The 20,360-nt window shown below is 64.0% G+C and carries 16 protein-coding genes and 2 pseudogenes; 9 read left to right on the top strand and 9 right to left on the bottom strand.

What is annotated here, in order from left to right; genetic code table 11:
* The first annotated feature begins 13 nt into the window (after positions 1-13).
* Together lpdA and ACNJYB_RS00420 are read left to right on the top strand one after the other, a co-directional pair.
* The gene (lpdA, locus tag ACNJYB_RS00425; protein WP_439372195.1) at positions 14-1,414 is read left to right on the top strand and encodes a dihydrolipoyl dehydrogenase; all 1,401 of its coding nucleotides are present in this window, start codon (positions 14-16) and stop codon (positions 1,412-1,414) included.
* A gap of 34 nt (positions 1,415-1,448) precedes the next feature.
* On the top strand, positions 1,449-1,979 hold the full coding sequence (locus tag ACNJYB_RS00420; protein WP_439372194.1) for a hypothetical protein: 531 nt from the start codon (positions 1,449-1,451) through the stop codon (positions 1,977-1,979).
* Between the two features lie 141 nt (positions 1,980-2,120).
* Here ACNJYB_RS00420 and ACNJYB_RS00415 read toward each other — a convergent pair whose 3' ends face one another.
* Positions 2,121-2,711 (bottom strand): DUF4337 domain-containing protein, encoded by a 591-nt coding sequence (locus ACNJYB_RS00415; protein WP_439372192.1) that lies wholly within the window; start codon positions 2,709-2,711, stop codon positions 2,121-2,123.
* 87 nt (positions 2,712-2,798) lie between these two features.
* A complete protein-coding gene (locus ACNJYB_RS00410; RefSeq protein WP_439372191.1) occupies positions 2,799-3,764 on the bottom strand; it encodes a tyrosine recombinase XerC in 966 nt (321 codons plus the stop codon).
* Between the two features lie 121 nt (positions 3,765-3,885).
* Between ACNJYB_RS00410 and ACNJYB_RS00405 the strand changes: the two genes are divergently transcribed.
* Complete coding sequence (locus ACNJYB_RS00405; protein ID WP_439372189.1) at positions 3,886-6,096, top strand: primosomal protein N'; 2,211 nt, start codon at positions 3,886-3,888, stop codon at positions 6,094-6,096.
* Positions 6,097-6,307: 211 nt separating this feature from the next.
* Here ACNJYB_RS00405 and ACNJYB_RS00400 read toward each other — a convergent pair whose 3' ends face one another.
* On the bottom strand, positions 6,308-6,805 hold the full coding sequence (locus tag ACNJYB_RS00400) for a septal ring lytic transglycosylase RlpA family protein (RefSeq protein ID WP_439372187.1): 498 nt from the start codon (positions 6,803-6,805) through the stop codon (positions 6,308-6,310).
* 649 nt (positions 6,806-7,454) lie between these two features.
* On the opposite strand from ACNJYB_RS00400, the gene ACNJYB_RS00395 reads away from it, so the two are divergent.
* The 6 genes from ACNJYB_RS00395 to ACNJYB_RS00370 all read left to right on the top strand — a co-directional run bounded on the left by ACNJYB_RS00395 (position 7,455) and on the right by ACNJYB_RS00370 (position 14,364).
* The gene (locus tag ACNJYB_RS00395) at positions 7,455-8,015 is read left to right on the top strand and encodes a F0F1 ATP synthase subunit delta (RefSeq protein ID WP_439372186.1); all 561 of its coding nucleotides are present in this window, start codon (positions 7,455-7,457) and stop codon (positions 8,013-8,015) included.
* Complete coding sequence (gene atpA / locus ACNJYB_RS00390; RefSeq protein ID WP_439372184.1) at positions 8,015-9,544, top strand: F0F1 ATP synthase subunit alpha; 1,530 nt, start codon at positions 8,015-8,017, stop codon at positions 9,542-9,544. Before ACNJYB_RS00395 ends, atpA begins: the two co-directional genes overlap by 1 nt.
* A gap of 143 nt (positions 9,545-9,687) precedes the next feature.
* Positions 9,688-10,563 (top strand): F0F1 ATP synthase subunit gamma, encoded by an 876-nt coding sequence (locus ACNJYB_RS00385; protein WP_439372182.1) that lies wholly within the window; start codon positions 9,688-9,690, stop codon positions 10,561-10,563.
* A 34-nt stretch (positions 10,564-10,597) separates the two neighbouring features.
* Positions 10,598-12,040, top strand: coding sequence for a F0F1 ATP synthase subunit beta (gene atpD, locus ACNJYB_RS00380; RefSeq protein WP_439372181.1), 1,443 nt, complete (start codon positions 10,598-10,600; stop codon positions 12,038-12,040).
* A gap of 89 nt (positions 12,041-12,129) precedes the next feature.
* Positions 12,130-12,537 (top strand): F0F1 ATP synthase subunit epsilon, encoded by a 408-nt coding sequence (locus ACNJYB_RS00375; protein ID WP_439372179.1) that lies wholly within the window; start codon positions 12,130-12,132, stop codon positions 12,535-12,537.
* Between the two features lie 147 nt (positions 12,538-12,684).
* Entirely contained in the window at positions 12,685-14,364 is a 1,680-nt protein-coding gene (locus ACNJYB_RS00370) for an adenylate/guanylate cyclase domain-containing protein (RefSeq protein WP_439372178.1), read from the top strand.
* A gap of 170 nt (positions 14,365-14,534) precedes the next feature.
* On the opposite strand, the pseudogene ACNJYB_RS00365 reads toward ACNJYB_RS00370, so the two are convergent.
* The 6 genes and pseudogenes from ACNJYB_RS00365 to trxA form a co-directional block, all read right to left on the bottom strand.
* Positions 14,535-15,023 (bottom strand): annotated as a pseudogene (locus ACNJYB_RS00365) (IS5/IS1182 family transposase); the annotation flags it as partial.
* A gap of 286 nt (positions 15,024-15,309) precedes the next feature.
* A complete protein-coding gene (locus ACNJYB_RS00360; protein ID WP_128944741.1) occupies positions 15,310-16,353 on the bottom strand; it encodes an IS110 family transposase in 1,044 nt (347 codons plus the stop codon).
* Positions 16,354-16,376: 23 nt separating this feature from the next.
* Positions 16,377-17,282 (bottom strand): annotated as a pseudogene (locus ACNJYB_RS00355) (IS5 family transposase); the annotation flags it as partial.
* 403 nt (positions 17,283-17,685) lie between these two features.
* Positions 17,686-18,867, bottom strand: coding sequence for an IS91 family transposase (locus ACNJYB_RS00350; protein ID WP_439375460.1), 1,182 nt, complete (start codon positions 18,865-18,867; stop codon positions 17,686-17,688).
* Positions 18,868-18,873: 6 nt separating this feature from the next.
* Positions 18,874-19,734 (bottom strand): tyrosine-type recombinase/integrase, encoded by an 861-nt coding sequence (locus ACNJYB_RS00345; RefSeq protein ID WP_439368084.1) that lies wholly within the window; start codon positions 19,732-19,734, stop codon positions 18,874-18,876.
* A gap of 297 nt (positions 19,735-20,031) precedes the next feature.
* Complete coding sequence (trxA, locus tag ACNJYB_RS00340) at positions 20,032-20,352, bottom strand: thioredoxin (protein ID WP_008540017.1); 321 nt, start codon at positions 20,350-20,352, stop codon at positions 20,032-20,034.
* Between the last annotated feature and the right edge of the window lie 8 nt (positions 20,353-20,360).

The following is a 20,360-nucleotide window of genomic DNA, read 5'->3' as shown; positions in this document are numbered from 1 at the left end:
GGGACTTTCTCTCATGGCTACCTACGATCTCGTCGTCATCGGCACCGGACCGGGCGGTTATGTCTGCGCAGTGCGCGCGGCCCAGCTCGGCATGAAGGTCGCCGTGGTCGAAAAGAACGCAACGCTCGGCGGCACCTGTCTCAATGTCGGCTGCATGCCGTCCAAGGCACTGCTGCATGCGTCCGAGATGTTCGAGGAAGCCGGGCATTCTTTCGCCAAGATGGGCGTGTCGGTCTCCGCGCCGAAGCTCGATCTTCCCGCGATGATGAACTTCAAGCAGCAGGGCATCGACGGCAACGTCAAGGGCGTCGAGTTCCTGATGAAGAAGAACAAGGTCGACGTGCTCAAGGGCACCGGCAAGATCTTGGGGACGGGCAAGGTCGAGGTCTCCGCCGACGGCAAGTCGCAACTTGTCGAGACCAGGAACATCGTGATCGCCACCGGCTCCGACATCGCGCGCCTGAAGGGCATCGAGATCGACGAGAAGCGCATCGTGTCCTCGACCGGCGCGCTATCGCTGGAGAAGGTGCCCGGCAGATTGCTGGTCATTGGCGCCGGCGTGATCGGGCTCGAGCTTGGCTCTGTGTGGCGCCGGCTCGGATCCGAGGTCATGGTGGTCGAATTCCTCGATCGCATTCTGCCCGGCATGGACGGCGAGGTCGCCAAGCAATTCCAGCGCATCCTTGAAAAGCAGGGATTCGCATTCAAGCTGGGTTCGAAGGTCACCGGCGTCGAAGCGAACAGCAAGGCATTGCTCGCGAAGATCGAGCCGGCTGCGGGCGGTGCCGCCGAGACCATCGAGGCCGACGTCGTTCTGGTCTGCATCGGCCGCACGCCCTACACGGACGGGCTCGGCCTGAAGGAAGCCGGCGTTGCGCTCGACCCGCGCGGCCGCGTGCAGATCGATCCGCATTTCGCCACCAGCCTGAAGGGCGTCTATGCCATCGGCGACGTCGTCGCCGGCCCGATGCTCGCCCACAAGGCCGAGGACGAAGGCGTTGCGGTCGCCGAGATCATCGCCGGTCAGGCCGGCCACGTGAACTACGACGTGATCCCGGGCGTCGTGTATACCACGCCGGAAGTGTCCTCTGTCGGCAAGACCGAGGAGGAGCTGAAACAGGCGGGCACAGCCTATACCGTCGGGAAGTTTCCCTTTACCGCCAACGGCCGCTCCAAGGTCAACCAGACCACCGATGGCTTTGTGAAGATTCTCGCAGATGCGAAGACCGATCGCGTGCTCGGCGTGCACATTATCGGCCGTGAAGCCGGCGAAATGATCCATGAAGCCTGCGTTCTCATGGAGTTTGGTGGCAGTGCGGAAGATCTCGCGCGGACCTGCCACGCCCATCCGACCCGCTCGGAGGCCGTCAAGGAGGCCGCGCTTGCGGTCGGCAAGCGGGCCATCCATATGTAGGCGCGTGCCCAGCGACGAATCGGGCGGGAAACACATGCTGCGCCGCCTTCTGCAACCGGTCTGGGTCCTGCTTGCGATCGTCTTCCTGATCGAAGCTTGGCTGTGGGACCACCTCGAACCGATCGTCGCGCGGGTTGTCGCAGCCATCCCGCTCGCACGTTTCAAGCAATGGCTGACGGAGCGTGTCGACGCGCTGTCGCCGGCCATGACGCTGATCGTGTTCGCGGTCCCGATCATTCCGCTGTTTCCGCTCAAGCTGGTCGGCCTGTGGCTGCTCACGCACGAGTACTGGACCAGCGCGGTCTTCACGATGGTGTTCGCAAAGCTCGCCGGCGTCGGCGTCACCGCCTTCGTGTTCGACGTCACGCGCGACAAGCTTTTGGAGATGCCCTGGTTCGAGCGGATCTACGATCTCGTGCTGAAGGTGCGCGCCAAGGCGCACGGGCTGGTCGACCCGATCAAGCGCCGCATCCGCGAGCTGGTCGCCGGTAACGGCGAAGGCTGGTCCGCCCGCACGCTGCGTTTGATCCAGCGCTTCCGCAAGAGCGTGCACGAAGCGCGCTAGCTGCGCTGCCAGAGGCACGCGCCTCTATCCTCTCATTGCGAGCGCAGCGAAGCAATCCAGAGTCTTTCCGCGGAGGCAGTCTGGATTGCTTCGTCGCAAAGGCTCCTCGCAATGACGCGATGAGAACCCTGCCTCAACCCCTCAATGCAGATGCAGCAGATGCGGCCACCACAGGCCGAGGGCGGTCATGATCAGGCCGGCGAGCGTCAGCACGCCGCCGACATAGGCCAGCGCGATCATGCCGGTGATGATGGTGGCGGACGCCAGCACGATGCCGATCTGGAAGGCGGCGGATGCGAGTTCGAAGTGGTGGTACTTCGCGGTCGCCTCGTCGCGCTCGTGCTCGGCATGCTTGGCCTTCTCGGCGAGCTGCTCGGTGCCTTCGCCGGTCTCGGGCTCGGAGCGGTAGCGCGCCGCGGTCTTGGTCCAGTCGTCGACCTGCTTCTGCACGGTCGCCTTCAGGGTATCGTCGGTGGTACCGGCCAGCGTGAGCTTGCCCTGCTCGGCTGCGGTCACGACCACGGTGCGGCGGATGCTCTTGGCCTGGAAAAACGCCCAGAGATTGGCGGCCTCGACGTTCTTGCTGATCGATTCGGTCTGGGCGCCCTTGCCGAGCGTCTCCGAGATCGCAAGGAACAGCGCCAGCACGGCGATCAGAAGGGCGATCTTCTTGTTCGAGCCGGAGGCGTGCTCGGCGTGCTCGGCATGCTCCATGCTTTCATGTGCGCTCATGTTACCTCCTGTCTGGTTCCCCACGATTGACTGAACCGCAGGTGGCGCGCAAGAGGCATGCGCGGGATGACAGCTTGATGTCAGGATTCAGCGTCGCGGATGCGCGCTGGCATAGACTTCGAGGAGCCGCTCCGAATCGATCCCGGTATAGATCTGCGTGGTCGAGAGCGAGGAATGGCCGAGCAGTTCCTGGATGGCGCGCAAGTCCCCGCCGCGCGACAGCAGATGTGTGGCGAAGGAGTGGCGGAGCGCGTGCGGCGTGGCGCTGTCGGGTAGCCCAAGCGCGCCGCGCAGCCGCTCCATCGCGAGCTGGATGATGCGCGGACTGAGTGGGCCGCCGCGCGCGCCGACGAAGATCGGCCCTTCCGCGGGCAGCGGATACGGGCACATCGAAACATATTCCTGCACCAGCTCCAGCACGTTCTGCAGCACCGGCACCATGCGCGTCTTGTTGCCTTTGCCGGTCACGACCAGCACGTCGCCTTCGCCGGGCTTCGGCACCTCGCGGCGCTTCAGGCCGAGCGCTTCGGAGATGCGCAGGCCGGAGCCGTACAGCAGCGCCATCACCGCGGCATCGCGCACCAGGATCCAGGTCTCGCGTTCCTCGCCGGCGCGCTCGTCGGCATCGGCAAGACGCTTTGCCGATGCCATCGGCAGCGGTTTCGGCAGGCTCTTCGCAACTTTCGGCGCGCGGATCGCGGACAATGCACCGACCTTGCCCTTGCCCTCGCGCTCGAGAAAACGGCCGAACGAGCGCAGGCCCGCCAGCGCGCGCATCAGCGAGCGGCCGGCGATGTCGTCGGCCCTGCGCATCGCCATGAAGGCGCGCACGTCCGTCGCCTCCAGCGCGGCGAATCGCTCGAGCGTCACGCGCTCGCCCCAATGGGTGCAGAGGAAATCCAGGCACTGCCGCAAGTCGCGGCCGTAAGCCTCGAGCGTCTTCGGCGACAGCCGCCGCTCGGCGCCGAGATGCGACAGCCAGCGCGTCATCTCCCGCGCGATCGAGGGATCGGCGCTGGCGAGCTCGATCAAGGGGGAGGCCGCTTTGCTCATGCGCTCTGGACGTAATGATTCCGCACAGTATATCGCATCACACAAGTTTACCGTTCGCTAAGGCCGCTTCATGGCGCTAGCCTGAGGCCGCAAGGTTCCGATTCTCCCTCCAAGACCGTTGATGGATCATTCGTCGCGCAGCAACGCCGCCCCCGCCAACGCGACCCGCATCGTCGACGTGCTGGTGCCGGTCGCGCTCGACCAGACCTATTCCTACAAGGTGCCGCGCGGCATGGAGCTGAAGGCCGGCGATCTCCTCAGTGTGCCGCTCGGGGCGCGCGAGGTGCTGGCCGTGGTCTGGGGCGAGAACGCCAATCCCGATTCGCGCCTGCACAACCGTCTCAAGGAGGTCAGCGAGAAGCTCGACATTCCGCCGCTCAAACCCGAGTTGCGCGCGGTCGTGGACTGGGTCGCCGATTACACGCTGAGCCCGCGCGGCATGGTGCTGCGGATGTGCCTGCGGATGGGCGAAAATCTCGGCCCCGAGCGGGTGCGGCCCGGGGTGCGCCTCGTCGGCGATCCGCCGCGGCGGCTGACGCCGGCGCGGGCGCGCGTGATCGAGGTGCTGTCGGACCGGCTGCTGCACGGCAAGTCGGAAGCCGCGAAGGAGGCCGGCGTGTCGGCCGGCGTGATCGACGGCCTCGTCGACGAAGGCACGCTGACGGTCGAGCCGATGCCTCCGCCTGCGCCGCCGCCGGCCCCCGATCCGGATTTCGGCCGTCCGGATTTCTCGCCGCTTCAGCGCACGGCTGCCGATACGATGCGCGGGCTCGCGGCCAATGGCACCTTCCACGTCGCGCTGCTCGACGGCGTCACCGGCTCCGGCAAGACCGAGGTCTATTTCGAGGCCGTGGCGGAAGCGATGCGCCGCGGCAAGCAGTCGCTGATCCTGATGCCGGAGATCGCGCTCACCGGCCAGTTCCTCGACCGCTTCGCGCAACGCTTCGGCGCGCGGCCGATCGAATGGCATTCCGAGCTGACGCCGCGCACCCGCGCGCGCAACTGGGCAGCGATCTCCGAGGGAAGCGCGCCGGTCGTGGTCGGCGCGCGCTCGGCCTTGTTTTTGCCTTACGCCAATCTCGGCCTCATCGTCGTCGATGAAGAGCACGACCAAGCCTACAAGCAGGACGAGGGCGTGCATTATCACGCCCGCGACATGGCGGTGGTGCGCGCGCATATCGCCAAGATCCCGGTCGTGCTGGCCTCGGCGACGCCGTCGGTCGAATCCGAGGTCAATGCGCGCAAGAACCGCTATCAGCGCATCGCGCTGCCCTCGCGCTTCGGCGGCCAGCACATGCCGCATATCGAGGCGATCGACTTGCGCCGCGAGCCGCCTGCGCGCGGCCGCTATATCTCGCCGCGCTTGGCATCCGAGATCAGAACCGCGATCGAAAAGCGCGAGCAGGCGCTGCTGTTCCTCAATCGTCGCGGCTATGCGCCGCTGACGCTGTGCCGTGCCTGCGGTCATCGCTTCGCCTGCACCATCTGCGACTCCTGGCTGGTCGACCACCGCTTTCGCCAGCGCCTGGTCTGTCACCATTGCGGCTTCTCGATGCCGCGCCCGCACATTTGTCCGAACTGTTCGGCGGAGGAATCGCTGGTCGCGGTCGGTCCCGGCGTGGAGCGCCTGCAGGAGGAGGCGGCCGCGCTGTTCCCGGAAGCGCGCACCATGGTGCTGTCGAGCGATCTCATCACCTCGATCGAGACGATGCGCTCGGAGCTTGCCGAGATCGCGGAGGGCCGCGTCGACATCATCATCGGCACGCAGCTGGTGGCAAAAGGCCACAATTTTCCGCGGCTCAATCTGGTCGGCGTGGTCGATGCCGATCTTGGCCTGTCCAACGGCGATCCGCGCGCGGCGGAGCGCACCTGGCAATTGCTCAACCAGGTGATCGGCCGCGCCGGCCGCGAGCAGGGCCGCGGCGTCGGCTACCTGCAGACCCATCAGCCCGATCACCCCGTCATGAAGGCGCTGGTCGCCTGCGACCGCGAGGCCTTCTACGACAGCGAGATCGATCTGCGCGAGAAGACGCTCTATCCGCCGTTCGGCCGGCTCGCGAGCCTGATCATTTCGGCAGGCGATCGCCCGAGCGCGGAAGGCCTCGGCCGCCGTCTCGTCGCGCTCGCCCCGCGCGACGAGCGCGTCGTGGTGCTCGGGCCGGCCGAGGCGCCGCTCGCGGTCATCAAGGGCCGCTACCGCTTCCGCATCCTGGTGAAATCGGCGCGCGGCTTCGATCTCTCGGATTATTTGCGCAACTGGCTCGCCGTCTGCCCGAAGCCGACGGGCAACCAAAAGCTCGAAGTCGACGTCGATCCACAGAGCTTCTTGTAGGTCTCGATCTATCCCTCGTCATTGCGAGGAGTCCTTGCGACGAAGCAATCCAGAATCCCTCCGCGAAAAGGTTCTGGACTGCTTCGCTGCGCTCGCAATGAGGACAGCAAACACCAAAAAGCCCGCGGTCCCCCAAGACCGCGGGCTTGTTTCATGCGCGCATCAAACTGATGGAAAGTGCGCGCTTAATGTGAGGCGCTTGAAGGGCGCCTTAGGAGACGACTTCCGCGGTGACGCGGCCGACGCCCGCGCCGGTGAGGCCGATGGCGCGGGCAGCGCCGGTGGAGAGATCGAGGACCCGGCCGCGGATGAACGGGCCACGGTCGTTGATGGTGACGACCACGCTCTGGCCGCGGTGGGTGACGCGCAACTTGGTGCCGAACGGCAGCGAGCGGTGCGCAGCAGTCAGGGCATTCTGGTTGAAGCGCTGGCCCGACGCGGTCCGGCTGCCGGACTCGTTGCCGTAATAGGAGGCCATGCCGGAGAAGCTGTGCCCCGTGCCCGACGACGGCGTCATCGCCGCATTGGCGTTGCGCCAATCGGAGGTCGCGTTGGTGTCAGCTTGGGCTTGGTGGCTGTGATGATGCCGGTGATGCCTGGATTTGGCGGAAGCCTCGGTGGCAGTTCCACCGACGATGACAGTTGCGGCGACGAAAGCGAGCGCCGTGCGCGGCCGGGTCGCAAAGCCCAGCGTCTTCAAAGACAGCATTTATTGGTCCCTAAGCTAGTATTGCCACATATGTGGCTAGTGGAGCCCCCATCAGTTTGTGAGCGGGTTGGCGTTTCGATTCCTAATGAGGCGTGAATTGGGCAGTAAATCCCCTATGTGGCGTGATGAAATATCTTGTTACCGCAGCACGGTATCCAGCCGATGTTCCGCAAACGTGGGCTTTAACGATTTGTTAACTTCATTATTACTTACCAATACTGTAAAACGAAGTCATAGCCGGCAGCGTTTAGAATTGGGAAAGTATTCAGCCAGTGGAATGGGGTGGCCGAAAATCACGCCTCAGCGATCCGTGTTCATGGCGGGTATGCGCTGGCGGCAGGAACCAAAGCTCGGCATGCCGCCGTCAGGGCTGATGGCAATTCCGTGGCGCGGCAAGCCCCGTCGCCTTCGAGCGCCGGGAGTTCCCGCGGAGTGCGAGCACTGCGACAGAACCCTTGCCTTTAATTTGGCGTCATGTTGCACGTGCGCGCCTGCTATGTTAGCAAAGCCGCGATTTTAACGGATCCGGCACCTCCCGTGCCGGCCGAAAATCGAAGTCCCGCTTGAATTCCAAGGGCTTGGATCGCTAGGCGCCGCTTCGTGGCGACGGTTTTTCCCTTGCGAGTTTGACAGCAAAAAGAGCGCGTCTGTGGCTGCAGAAGATACGTCCGTTTCAGGTGTGTCCGGCCGTTATGCAACGGCCTTGTTTGAACTGGCCCGCGACCAGAAACTGGTCGACGAGGTCAAAGCCGATCTCGACAAATTCGATGCCTTGCTGACCGAGAGCGCCGATCTGAAGCGCCTCGTCCGCAGCCCGGTGTTCGCGGCTGACACCCAGTCCAAGGCTCTCGCGGCCGTGCTGGACAAGGCCGGCATCGCCGGGATCTCCGCCAATTTCCTCAAGGTGCTGACCGCCAACCGCCGCCTGTTCGCGGTGTCCGACGTCATCCGCGCCTACCGCGTCCTCGTCGCCAGGTTCAAGGGCGAGACGACGGCCGATGTGACCGTGGCGGAAGCGCTCTCTGACAAGAATCTCGACGCCCTGAAGGTTGCCCTGAAGTCGGTGACCGGCAAGGACGTCGCGCTGAACGTGAAAGTCGATCCCGCGATCATCGGTGGCCTCGTCGTCAAGCTGGGCAGCCGCATGGTCGATGGTTCGCTTCGCACCAAACTCAATTCGATCAAGCACGCGATGAAAGAGGCAGGCTGATGGACATCCGCGCCGCGGAAATTTCCGCGATCCTCAAGGACCAGATCAAGAATTTCGGCCAGGAAGCTGAAGTCTCCGAAGTCGGACAGGTGCTGTCCGTCGGCGACGGTATCGCCCGCGTCTACGGTCTGGACAACGTTCAGGCCGGTGAAATGGTCGAGTTCGAGAACGGCACCCGCGGCATGGCGCTGAACCTCGAGACCGACAACGTCGGTGTCGTTATTTTCGGTGCCGACCGCGAGATCAAGGAAGGCCAGACCGTCAAGCGCACCCGCGCCATCGTGGACGCGCCGGTCGGCAAGGGCCTGCTCGGCCGCGTCGTCGACGCGCTCGGCAACCCCATCGACGGCAAGGGCCCGATCCAGGCCGACAAGCGCATGCGCGTCGACGTCAAGGCGCCCGGCATCATTCCGCGCAAGTCGGTGAACGAACCGATGGCGACCGGCCTCAAGGCGATCGATGCCCTGATCCCGATCGGCCGCGGCCAGCGCGAGCTGATCATCGGCGACCGACAGACCGGCAAGACCGCGATCGCGCTCGACACCATCCTGAACCAGAAGCCGCTCAACGCGCAGCCCGACGAGAACATCAAGCTGTACTGCGTCTACGTCGCGGTCGGCCAGAAGCGCTCGACCGTCGCGCAGTTCGTGAAGGTGCTGGAAGAGCAGGGCGCGCTCGAATATTCGATCGTCGTCGCCGCTACCGCGTCGGATCCGGCGCCGATGCAGTACATCGCGCCCTTCACCGGCTGCACCATGGGCGAGTACTTCCGCGACAACGGCATGCACGCGGTCATCATCTATGACGATCTGTCCAAGCAGGCCGTCGCCTACCGCCAGATGTCGCTGCTGCTGCGCCGCCCGCCGGGCCGCGAAGCCTATCCCGGCGACGTGTTCTATCTGCATTCCCGCCTGCTCGAGCGCGCGGCGAAGCTGAACAAGGACCAGGGCTCGGGCTCGCTGACGGCGCTGCCGGTCATCGAAACCCAGGCCAACGACGTGTCGGCCTACATCCCGACCAACGTCATCTCGATCACCGACGGCCAGATCTTCCTGGAGACCGACCTGTTCTTCCAGGGCATCCGTCCGGCGGTGAACGTCGGTCTGTCGGTGTCGCGCGTGGGTTCGTCGGCGCAGACCAAGGCCACCAAGAAGGTCGCCGGCAAGATCAAGGGCGAGCTCGCGCAGTATCGCGAAATGGCGGCGTTCGCGCAGTTCGGCTCCGACCTCGACGCCTCGACCCAGCGCCTGCTCAACCGCGGCTCGCGCCTCACCGAGCTCCTGAAGCAGCCGCAGTTCTCGCCGCTGAAGATGGAAGAGCAGGTCTGCGTGATCTGGGCCGGCACCAACGGCTATCTCGATCCGCTCCCGCTCAACAAGGTGAAGCCGTTCGAGGACGGCCTGCTCTCGCTGCTGCGCGGCAAGCATGTCGACATCCTCAACTCGATCCGCGACAGCCGCGATCTCTCCGACGACACCGCCGGCAAGCTGAAGTCGGTGGTCGAAGGCTTTGCGAAGAGCTTCGCCTAATTCAGGCATGGCCGGAGCCGTCCGGCCATGACTGCTTCGCGAGAGGCAACCAATAAGACGCGTGCCCGGCGCCCGGCCGGGCATTGCGATAGGGACAGGCTAGCGGTCCGACGCTTCAGTCGAACCGCCGGGGTGAACGAAGAATGGCCTCACTTAAAGACATGCGCGTCCGCATCGCCTCCACCAAGGCGACGCAGAAGATCACCAAGGCCATGCAGATGGTCGCGGCATCCAAGCTGCGCCGTGCGCAGACCGCGGCGGAAGCCGCGCGTCCCTATGCCGACAAGATGGGCGCGGTGATCTCCAACATCGCCAGCGCCGCGGCGGGCTCGCCCGGCGCGCCGGCGCTGCTGGCCGGCACCGGCCGCGATCAGGTTCACCTGCTGCTGGTCTGCACCGGCGAGCGCGGCCTGTCCGGCGCCTTCAATTCCTCGATCGTCCGTCTTGCCCGCGAGCGCGCGCTCGCTCTGATGAACCAGGGCAAGGAGGTGAAATTCTTCTGCGTAGGCCGCAAGGGCTACGAGCAGCTGCGCCGCCAGTTCGACAAGCAGATCGTCGAGCATCTCGACCTGCGCAGCGTGCGCCAGCTCGGCTTCGTCAACGCCGAGGATATCGCCAAGAAGGTGCTGGCCCGTTTCGACGCCGGCGAGTTTGACGTCTGTACGCTGTTCTACTCGCAATTCAAGTCGGTGATCGCACAGGTCCCGACCGCCCAGCAGATCATCCCGCTGGTCGTCGAGGAAGGCGCTGCGAACGGCAGCGCGACCTCTTACGAATATGAGCCGGAGGAGGACGAGATCCTCACGCGCCTGTTGCCGCGCAATCTCGCGGTGCAGATCTTCCGCGCCCTGCTCGAGAACAACGCTTCGTTCTATGGCGCGCAGATGTCGGCGATGGACAACGCCACCCGCAACGCCGGCGAGATGATCCGCAAGCAGACGCTGGTCTACAACCGCACGCGTCAGGCTCAGATCACCAAGGAACTCATCGAAATCATCTCCGGCGCAGAAGCAGTCTGACCGGACACGAAATTCGGATCGAAGGAGACAGTAAATGGCTACAGCAGCCACACAGATCGGTCGCGTTACCCAGGTCATGGGCGCCGTCGTCGACGTGCAGTTCGAAGGCCACCTGCCGGCCATTCTCAACTCGCTCGAGACCAAGAACGGCAACAACCGCCTGGTGCTGGAAGTCGCGCAGCATCTCGGCGAGTCGACCGTCCGCACCATCGCGATGGACGCCACCGAAGGTCTGGTGCGCGGCCAGGAAGTGACCGACACCGGTCAGCCGATCTCGGTTCCCGTGGGTGACGGTACGCTGGGCCGCATCATGAACGTCATCGGCGAGCCGATCGACGAGGCCGGCCCGATCAAGTCGGAAGGCACCCGCGCCATCCACCAGGAAGCGCCGACCTATACCGACCAGTCGACCGAAGCCGAAATTCTCGTCACCGGCATCAAGGTCGTCGATCTGCTCGCTCCGTATGCGAAGGGCGGCAAGATCGGCCTGTTCGGCGGCGCCGGCGTCGGCAAGACCGTGCTGATTCAGGAGCTGATCAACAACGTCGCCAAGGCGCACGGCGGTTACTCCGTTTTCGCCGGCGTCGGCGAGCGTACCCGCGAGGGCAACGACCTCTATCACGAGTTCATCGAATCCAAGGTCAACGCCGACCCGCACAATCCGGATCCGAGCGTGAAGTCGAAGTGCGCGCTGGTGTTCGGACAGATGAACGAGCCGCCGGGCGCCCGCGCCCGCGTCGGCCTGACCGGTCTGACTGTCGCCGAGCACTTCCGCGACCAGGGCCAGGACGTGCTGTTCTTCGTCGACAACATCTTCCGCTTCACGCAGGCGGGTTCGGAAGTGTCGGCGCTGCTCGGCCGTATTCCTTCGGCGGTGGGTTATCAGCCGACGCTCGCCACCGACATGGGCGCGCTGCAGGAGCGCATCACCACCACGCAGAAGGGTTCGATCACCTCGGTCCAGGCCATCTACGTGCCGGCCGACGACTTGACCGACCCGGCGCCCGCGACCTCGTTCGCGCATCTGGACGCCACCACGGTGCTGTCGCGCGCGATCTCGGAAAAGGGCATCTATCCGGCCGTCGACCCGCTCGACTCGACCTCCCGCATGCTCTCCCCGCTGGTCGTCGGCGAGGAGCACTACGCCGTCGCCCGTCAGGTCCAGCAGGTGCTGCAGCGCTACAAGTCGCTGCAGGACATCATCGCCATTCTCGGCATGGACGAGCTTTCGGAAGAGGACAAGCTGACGGTGGCCCGCGCGCGCAAGATCGAGCGCTTCCTGTCGCAGCCGTTCCACGTCGCCGAAATCTTCACGGGCTCGCCCGGCAAGTTCGTCGACCTCGCCGACACCATCAAGGGCTTCAAGGGCCTGGTGGAAGGCAAGTATGACCACCTGCCGGAAGCTGCCTTCTACATGGTCGGCACCATCGAAGAGGCGGTCGAGAAGGGCAAGAAGCTGGCGGCCGAGGCCGCCTAAGCTGGCGAATAGCGAATCGGGAGTGGCGAATAGCTGCTCCCATTCGGTTCGCTGTTCGCCATTCGCTATTCGCTATTCGCAGGTACATCATGGCCACCTTCCACTTCGATCTCGTCTCGCCGGAAAGGCTCGCATTCTCGGGCGAGGTCGACCAGGTCGACGTCCCCGGCTGGGAAGGCGATTTCGGCGTGCTCGCCGGGCATGCTCCTCTCGTGGCCGCGGTGCGGCCGGGCATCCTGACCATCATTGTCGGCGGCCAGAAGCAGAAGGTCATCGTGACCGGTGGCCTCGCGGAAGTGTCCGACGATCGCCTCACCGTCCTGGCCGATGTCGCCACGTCGATCGAGGAGCTTGATCGGGCGCAGTTCGCCGACAAGATCGCCGAAATGCAGGAAAAGCTGTCCGAGCAGGAAGGCTCCGAGCTCGATCTCGCGATCGCGCGGCTCGATCATTACAAGAGCATCCAGCACGAGCTCAACACGACGGCTATGCACTAAGCCCCGGGGCACCGCTCCGGGGCTCAGCTCAAAATTCCTGAATAAGTTCAGCGCTCGCCACCGACCGTGGCGGGCGTTGAACTTTGTTGCGCCGCGCTGGAGATAGCGGCATTCTGCGCCCGCGAATTTGTTCCGGGCGGGTCACAGATGAAACGCAAGATCGCGGCGATTTTCGCAGCCGATATTGCCGGTTATTCGAGGCTGGTCGCGGAGGACGAAGAGGAGACGCTGCGGCGTCTCGCCTCCTATCGCGAGGTTATCGACGATTTCATCGCCAAGGCCGGCGGGCGCATCTTCAACACGGCGGGCGATGCCGTGCTCGCGGAATTCCCGAGCGCGGTCGATGCCGTGCGCTGCGCGATCGACATCCAGGAGAGCTTGCGGACCCGCAACATGGCGTACCCGCCGAGCCGGCAGATGTCGTTCCGCATCGGCATCACCATCGGCGACGTGGTCGAGCGCGACGGCGATTTATTGGGCGACGGCGTCAACATCGCGGCGCGGCTGGAGGGCCTTGCCGAGGTCGGCGGCATCTGCGTCTCCCGCGCCGTGCACGAGCAGGTCGCCAACAAGCTGTCGGTTCAGTTTGCCGATATCGGTGCGCAGGAGGTGAAGAACATCCCGACGCCGGTGCACGCCTACATGGTGGCGATGCGGCGCGACGACGGCAGCTATTCCAAGCCGCAACTGAAGAAGGCGGCCTCGAAGGTGGCCGCCGCGCCGGTGTGGATGTGGCCGCTGGTGGTTGCCGTGGTCTCGATCGTCGGCATCGTCGTCACCGGCTTCCTCTACAACACCAAGCTCAAGCAGACCGCGACCGCCGCATCGACGCCGGCCGCGCCAGCCGTTGCCACGCCGAGCGCAACACCGACGGCGATGACGGCGTCGCCGAGCCCGATGCCGACCCAAATGGCAAAGGCGCCGATGGCTCCGATGCCTGCGTCGAATGCCGGCGCTGCGATGGCGCCGGTGCCCGCGCCGTCACCATCCGCATCGCCGATGACAGGCAAGCTCTCGGCCGACAGCGTGCCCTTCATCAACGAGCGCGTCCGCAACTATCTGGCTGGCGATTATGCCGCGGCCGGCGACTACAAGGCGTTCGCGCTCAATGTCGGCGGCTTCACCGGCTCGGTGTTGAACCAGCCGAGCGAGGAGGCCGCGCGCAACGGCGCGCTCGAGCAGTGCCAGAAGCGCGCCGATGCCGCGCAGTCGCCGCGGCGCTGCGAGCTCTATGCGGTCGGCAACAACGTCGTCTACGCGCACGGCAAGCCGCCGATGCCGCCGGCGCCCTACTTCCGGCACGACGCCATGACCGAGCGGGCGTTCGCCTCGAAGGATTTTCCGATCGTGCGCGATCCGCAGAAAGTCCGGCTCGAGAACATGTTCGTGCCGGCCGCGAAATCCCGCTCGGTCGCGCTCGGACCGGCCGGACAATACTTCATGGTGCTGGGCGCATCATCCGCCGAGGAATCGGCGCGGCGTTCGCTTGAATCGTGCGGCGCGATCGCCGGCGTCGCCTGCATGATCGTCGCGGTCGACGACAATTTCGTCGTGCCGATCCCGACCCTGCTCAGGATTACCGGCTTCTTCCACGCCGCGAGCAATCCCTCGATCGTGGCCGATGCCCGCGACGAGGTCGTGCGCAAGCTCGGTGACGCCATGGGCTGGAACGCCGTCGCCGTCGGCACCGCCGGCCGCCCGGGCCTCGGCCTCAAGGCCGCCGAGGAGCAGACCGCCGTCAACACCGCGCTCGCCGACTGCGCCAGGCGCGACAGCGACTGCCACGTCATCGCGATCGGACCGTTCACGGTGGGGCCGATTAATTAGTCTGTCGGCTCGAAAGGTGCGCCCCCTTTCCCCGCAAGCGGCAGGACTATCGCGTTTGAAGCTTTTCCCGCGGCCATCCTTCGAGACGCCCGCTTCAGGCGGGCTCCTCAGGATGAGGACGGAGTGCGCGGCAGCAGTTTCAACGGGCACTGACGCTGATTAGTCGTCCGTTAAGAAGGCGAATTGAGCGGGGCGGGACGGCCGAACGTGCGCCATAGCTGGAGCAGGATGAGGCACAAGAGTTCTCTGAGCCAGGCGAGGATGCGGCGGAAGTTGTGGCCCACGGCTGAGAGGATGACGTTAGCCGCATCGCCGGCGCGGCCTTTGAGGTAGCAGCGGCCGAGGTGACCATCGGCCTTCAGGTGTCCGATGATGGGTTCGATGGCGGAGCGGCGGCGCAGCTCGCGCTTGATGACACCGAAGACGCCGCGCTTCTGGCCGGAGATGAAGATCCGTCGGGGATTTTGTGCGTCGTGGCCGCGGTATCCCTTGTCGACATAGGCCCGCTCGATCGCGCAGCCGGTGAGTGTCTCGGTGCGGTCGATGACGTCCCGCAAGGTGTGACCGTCGTACGGGTTATCGGGTAGCGCCCTGGCGTGCAGCACGAACAGGCCCCCGGGAGAACGGCGGTTGTTGGTGACGATGGAGGCTTTGACGCCGATCTATGGACCACGCCCGCGTTGCAAGAGGAATCGACAAAGGGATGAAGCGGTTTGCGCCAATCTATCCGGCTTCAATTTGGGGCTGTTGCCCCGAGCCATCATGGATATCCGCTCACTTCTGTCCTCAATAACTCGCCGGCCTCAAGAAGGGCCATGGAGTCGAACCAGGCTTCAGAAGTGTCGGTGGAACCGTTTCTCCATTCGTCCTTTCCGTCTCGCAAACCTCGGCGGGTTATTGTGCCTTCTGATCCCGACCTTGGATTTTCCTTTCCGGCCCTGTTTCTTATGCGGTGCGGCCCAGGAGGTTGGCGTCGTAGTCACGGCCCTTTGCGAGCATGCTCCAGGCCATGCGCGCAAGTTTTGCGGCCAGGGCAACAACCAAGACATTGGAGTGGAGCCGCTTCGACGCTGCCTCTAACCAGGCTGCGAAGCCATGCCGAGGCCAACTCTGACGCTGCAGAAGTACGGCTCTGGCACCTTGAATAAACAGCGTTCGCAGGTACCGATTACCGCGCCTCGATATGCGCCCGAGAATGGTTCGATCGCCGGTCGAGATTTGCTTTGGTACCAGACCAAGCCATGCTGCAAAGTCTCGGCCTTTATGGAAGGCATCACCGGTTCCGATGGCGGCGACCATCGCGCTTGAGATGATCGGCCCGACGCCGGGCGCACTCATTAGGCGGCGACAGTGTGGATCTTGATCAGCGAGTTCGTCGATTTCTTTCGTCATTGACGCGACCCGTCGGTCGAGATAGCGCCAGTCCTCGGCCAAGTCCTGAATGAGCTGGATCACGCGAGGCGATAAGTTGTCGTTTGGCGCTGAGAGAATCTGAGGAAGTGCCAGTCGGAGTGCTGCCGCTCCCTGCCGCACTGGTAGCCCTCGCTCAAGCAAAAAGCCCCGGATTTGATTGATGACCGCCGTTCTCTGCGTCACCAATCGACTGCGAACTCTGTGTAGTGCCTGTAAATCAAGTTGTTCGGCTGACTTCACTGGAACGAACCGCATTGTCGGCCGCTGAGCGGCCTCGGCGATCGCTTCAGCATCCCGAAAGTCATTCTTGTGACCCTTGAGGTATGGTTTGACGTACTGCGCCGGCAAGAGCCGTACTTGATGGCCTAATTTCTCGAGCCTGCGCCCCAGATGATGTGCGCCTGCACACGCCTCCATTCCGATCAGACAACGCGGAATATTGCCCAGCGACTGGTCAAGCTGATTTCTCGACCGCTTCTTGCGTAGCGTAATTGCGCCTGTGGCATCGAGACCGACGACGTGGAATGTGTTCTTCCCGAGATCGATGCCGATTGTGACAAGGTTCGTATTCGACATGGCTTGCGCTCCTGCTGCTGCCCCCCGCCGGGCTGCACGTTGCCGCTGAGAGCGGGCGTGGTCCATGCCATTAACTCGTAAGGCGCGGCTGCTTTGCCCTTGCCGATGCACTCCACCTCCGGGGCGTGGAAGGAATAAAGCTTGAAGCCGCGCTGGCGTTGCTGCTGCGAGCGGATCTGCGAGGCCCGGCTGAGCGGGAGGGCGAACGTGTTCTCAAGCACAGCCTGACCTTCGATCTTGCGGCGGATATCGCGGATGATCCGGCCCAGTCGGCTGCGCAGGATGCGCAACTGCCGCTGATGCCGCTTGAATTGCTTGGCATGGCCGTAGCGTCCCGCCATCATTGTCGCGGTTTTGGCAATGCGCAGATAGGACTGCCGCAGCTTGACCCCGTGCTTCCTCGCCAGACGGTTGAGCCCCTTGATCGCCGCGTGCAAGAGCTTGGCATCGGTCGGGAAGGTGATCGCCTTCGGCTGCACGGTGGTATCGACTGTGACCCGCTTGATGTCCTGGCTGCGTAACGCGCCGGCCTCGTGTGCCACCCGCAAGCTCTCGGCCAGCAACAGCTCCAGCTTGTCGCCGAGCCGCTTGCGCCAGTGGCTCAGGTCCGAGCGCTCGTGCGGGAATGCGTGCTGGAAGAACTCTTCGCCGGTGAAGTACTGGAAATATGGGTCGTGGACCCAGCGCTCGCACACCCCCTCATCGGACAGCCCGTAAATGTGCTTGAGCAGCAACAGCCCGATCATGAAGCGGCTCGCGATCCCGGGCCGACCATTCTCGCTATAGAGCGGCGCGATCTCGCCGTCGATCCAGTCCCAATCGACCTTGCCGGCGAGCTGAACCAGCTCGTGCTTCATATTGATGATTTGGTCCAGCCTGGCCCGGAACAGATCGCCCGATCCCGTCGTCCTGTGCTTCTTCGGTCGCATCGCCACCTCCGATGTGATGACGGAATCATGGTTGGCGATTCGACGGAATCTTGAGGGTTCTGTGAGGTCGCGTGGCAGGCGCGAGCCGCGCGCTCTGTGGTGCGTGCGACCTCATAGAAGCCGGATTGAACGAAGCTGCGGAGTTGTGGGCGCTATGGGAATAGTGCAGCGGGTGCGGCTGCGGGGAACGCTCGCCTGTGGTCGCCGCGCGTCCGCGAGTCATTCATCGGATGTGAGGGGCCCGATTGATCGGGCCAAGGGCGCGATCCAGCGAGCGATTTGCAGCGCTGGGATGCGCTACCGAACGATTGGCGGGGTGTTCGGTGACGAGCGCGGCCACGGCGACTTCGGACGTTGCCACCAAGAAGGTGATTACGGAAGGGGTGGATGGTACAGACGCTGGTCATGACGTATCACAATGAAACGGCTGGTCGCGCGCGCAGGCTCGCGGGACGATATCGACGCGCCGCATGGTGCCGCCACAATGCGGGCAGACGGGGATCTCGCATTTGGTGAGGGGATCGGCGCCGGCTTCTTGATCAGTCGGAGCGTTGCGGACAGCAAGGAGTTGACGGCAGAAAGCGATTTTATCGTTGCGTCCGCCATTGGCGAGGAAACCATAGTGGCGGATGCGGTGGAAGCTGTCCGGCAGGGTGTGCAGGAGAAAGCGACGAATGAACTCATCGGCCTTAAGCGTCATCACTTTGGTTTTACGATTCTGCCGATAGTCCTTCCAGGCAAAGCTCACCTTGCCGTCGGCAAGCGAGATCAGCCTACTGTTGGCGATGGCGACGCGATGCGTATAGCGGCCGAGATAAGCCAGCACCTGTTCGGGCCCACCGAATGGCGGCTTGGCATAGACGACCCAGTCGGTCCATCGAAGTTGAGCGAGGCGCTCGGCGAATGCGGCGGGATCGGCGAGACGGGCGAGATCGCCAAAGAAGCCCAACTGGCCAGCCGCGAAGGCAGCTTGCAGCTCTTGCAGAAACAGGCGGCGGAACAGCCTGGAGAGGACGCGCACCGGCAGGAAGAAGCCGGGCCGGCAAGCGACCCAGTGTGTGCCGTCGAGTGAAGGTCCACCACCAGGCACGACGCAGTGGATATGCGGATGGTGTTGCAGGGTTTGACCCCAAGTATGGAGGACGGCGGTCAGACCGAGCTGAGCGCCGAGATGCTTGGGGTCGGCCGCGATGGTGGTGAGCGTCTCGGCCGCGCAGCGGAACAGAATGGCATAGACCACCGCCTTGTTCTGGAAAGCAATCTCTCTGGCCGGCGCCGGCAAGGTGAAGACGACGTGGAAGTATGGCACGGGAAGGAGTTCGGATTGTCGCTCGGCAAGCCATTGCGCGCGCGCCGAGCCTTGGCACTTCGGGCAATGCCGATTGCGACAGGAGTTGTAGGCGATCCGGGTGGCACCGCAGTCGTCGCATTGCTCGATGTGGCCGCCAAGCACAGCCGTCCGGCATGCCGTGATCGCGCCCATGACGCGCCGCTCGACGCGACCCAGATGTCCGGCACGAGCTTGCCGAAACGCTTCGCCGTGGCGGCGGAAGATATCCGCCACTTCCAGAACTGGAGTCATCAGGTCCGCTCAGCCGGGCGGCACGACCTCCAGGCGGAGCCGGTCAAGCGGACTTGGCGTATTGCTGATGGTCTTTGTGGCGACTTGGGTATAGCGCGCCGTGCTCTGCAGACTGGCATGGCCGAGCAGCACCTGGATGATGCGCACGTCGGCCCCGTTCTCCAGGAGATGGGTCGCGAATGTGTGCCGCAGCGTATGCACTGTCACCGACTTGCTCAAGCCGGCCGCCGTACAGGCTGAACGGCAGGCGGCGTGCAGCACGTTAGGGACGAGCGGACGCTCGTCGTCGCGGCCGGGAAATAGCCATCGTTTGGGCCGAGTGAGCCGCCAATACGTCCGCAGAATCCTCAAAAGCTGCGGCGAGAGCATAACGTAACGGTCCTTGCCGCCCTTGCCGTGCTCGACCCGGATCAACATCCGCTGGCTATCAATGTCGACAACCTTCAAGAGGACCACTTCCGATACGCGCAAGCCTGCGGCATAGACGGTGGTCAGCGCGGTACGGCTCTTGAGGCTTGGGATTGCTTCCAGGAAGCGCACGACCTCGTCGGCGCTCAGCACCACCGGCAGTTTGCGCGGTTTACGCGCATAGGCGATGCGCTCCGGAACGGTGTCATGACCCAGCGTCACACCGTAGAAAAACCGCAGTGCGCAGACGATCTGGTTCAGCGCCGGCCAGGACATCCCCGTCGCAACCAGATGAACCTGGAAAGCACGGATATCCTCCAGGTCGAGGCGGTCAGGAGAACGACCGAAATATCGGCTCAACTTCGCTACGGCGTTGAGGTAGGATTGCTGCGTCGCCGGTGACAGATTGCGGACCGTCATGTCCTCGATCATGCGGCGGCGAAGTGGGCTGATCTCAGCCATCGGAAAACCTCCTGTCTAAAGGGTTGGGCTTCGAAAACCCGCAATCCTCTCAGACAGGAGGCAATCCTTGCTATGCCTCCCTACATGCCGCGCCAGCGGCTTCGTTCAATCTTGAAAATGAAATTGCAAGGTTCCGACGCCCGAAGCATCAAACCCCTGCAAACGCAAAACAGTCCACAACGACAAATGCGATTCTAGCTCAATCGCTTAGCCACTCTTCACGGACGACCAGTTAAGCAAAACAAAACGGCCGGCATAGCGCCGGCCGTTGCACAAATTCTTCGGAAGCGCCGCGGATCAGACCGCCGAGGTGATCCACTGCTGCAGCTTCGCCTTCGGCGCGGCGCCGACCTGGCGGGAGGCCATCTCGCCGCCCTTGAAGATCATCAGGGTCGGGATCGACATCACGCCATACTTCGATGCGGTCTTCGGGCTCTCGTCGACGTTGAGCTTCACGATCTTGACCTTGTCGCCCATCGCGCCGGCGATCTCGTCGAGCGCGGGCGCGATCATGCGGCAGGGACCGCACCATTCGGCCCAGAAATCGACCACCACGGGGCCGTTCGCCTTGAGCACTTCGGCTTCGAAATCGGCGTCGGAAACCTTGCTAACGGCCATTGGAGTAC

The organism is Bradyrhizobium sp. SMVTL-02, assembly GCF_051853005.1.
Classification (GTDB): domain Bacteria; phylum Pseudomonadota; class Alphaproteobacteria; order Rhizobiales; family Xanthobacteraceae; genus Bradyrhizobium.
This window is presented reverse-complemented; position numbering and strand designations above follow the sequence as displayed.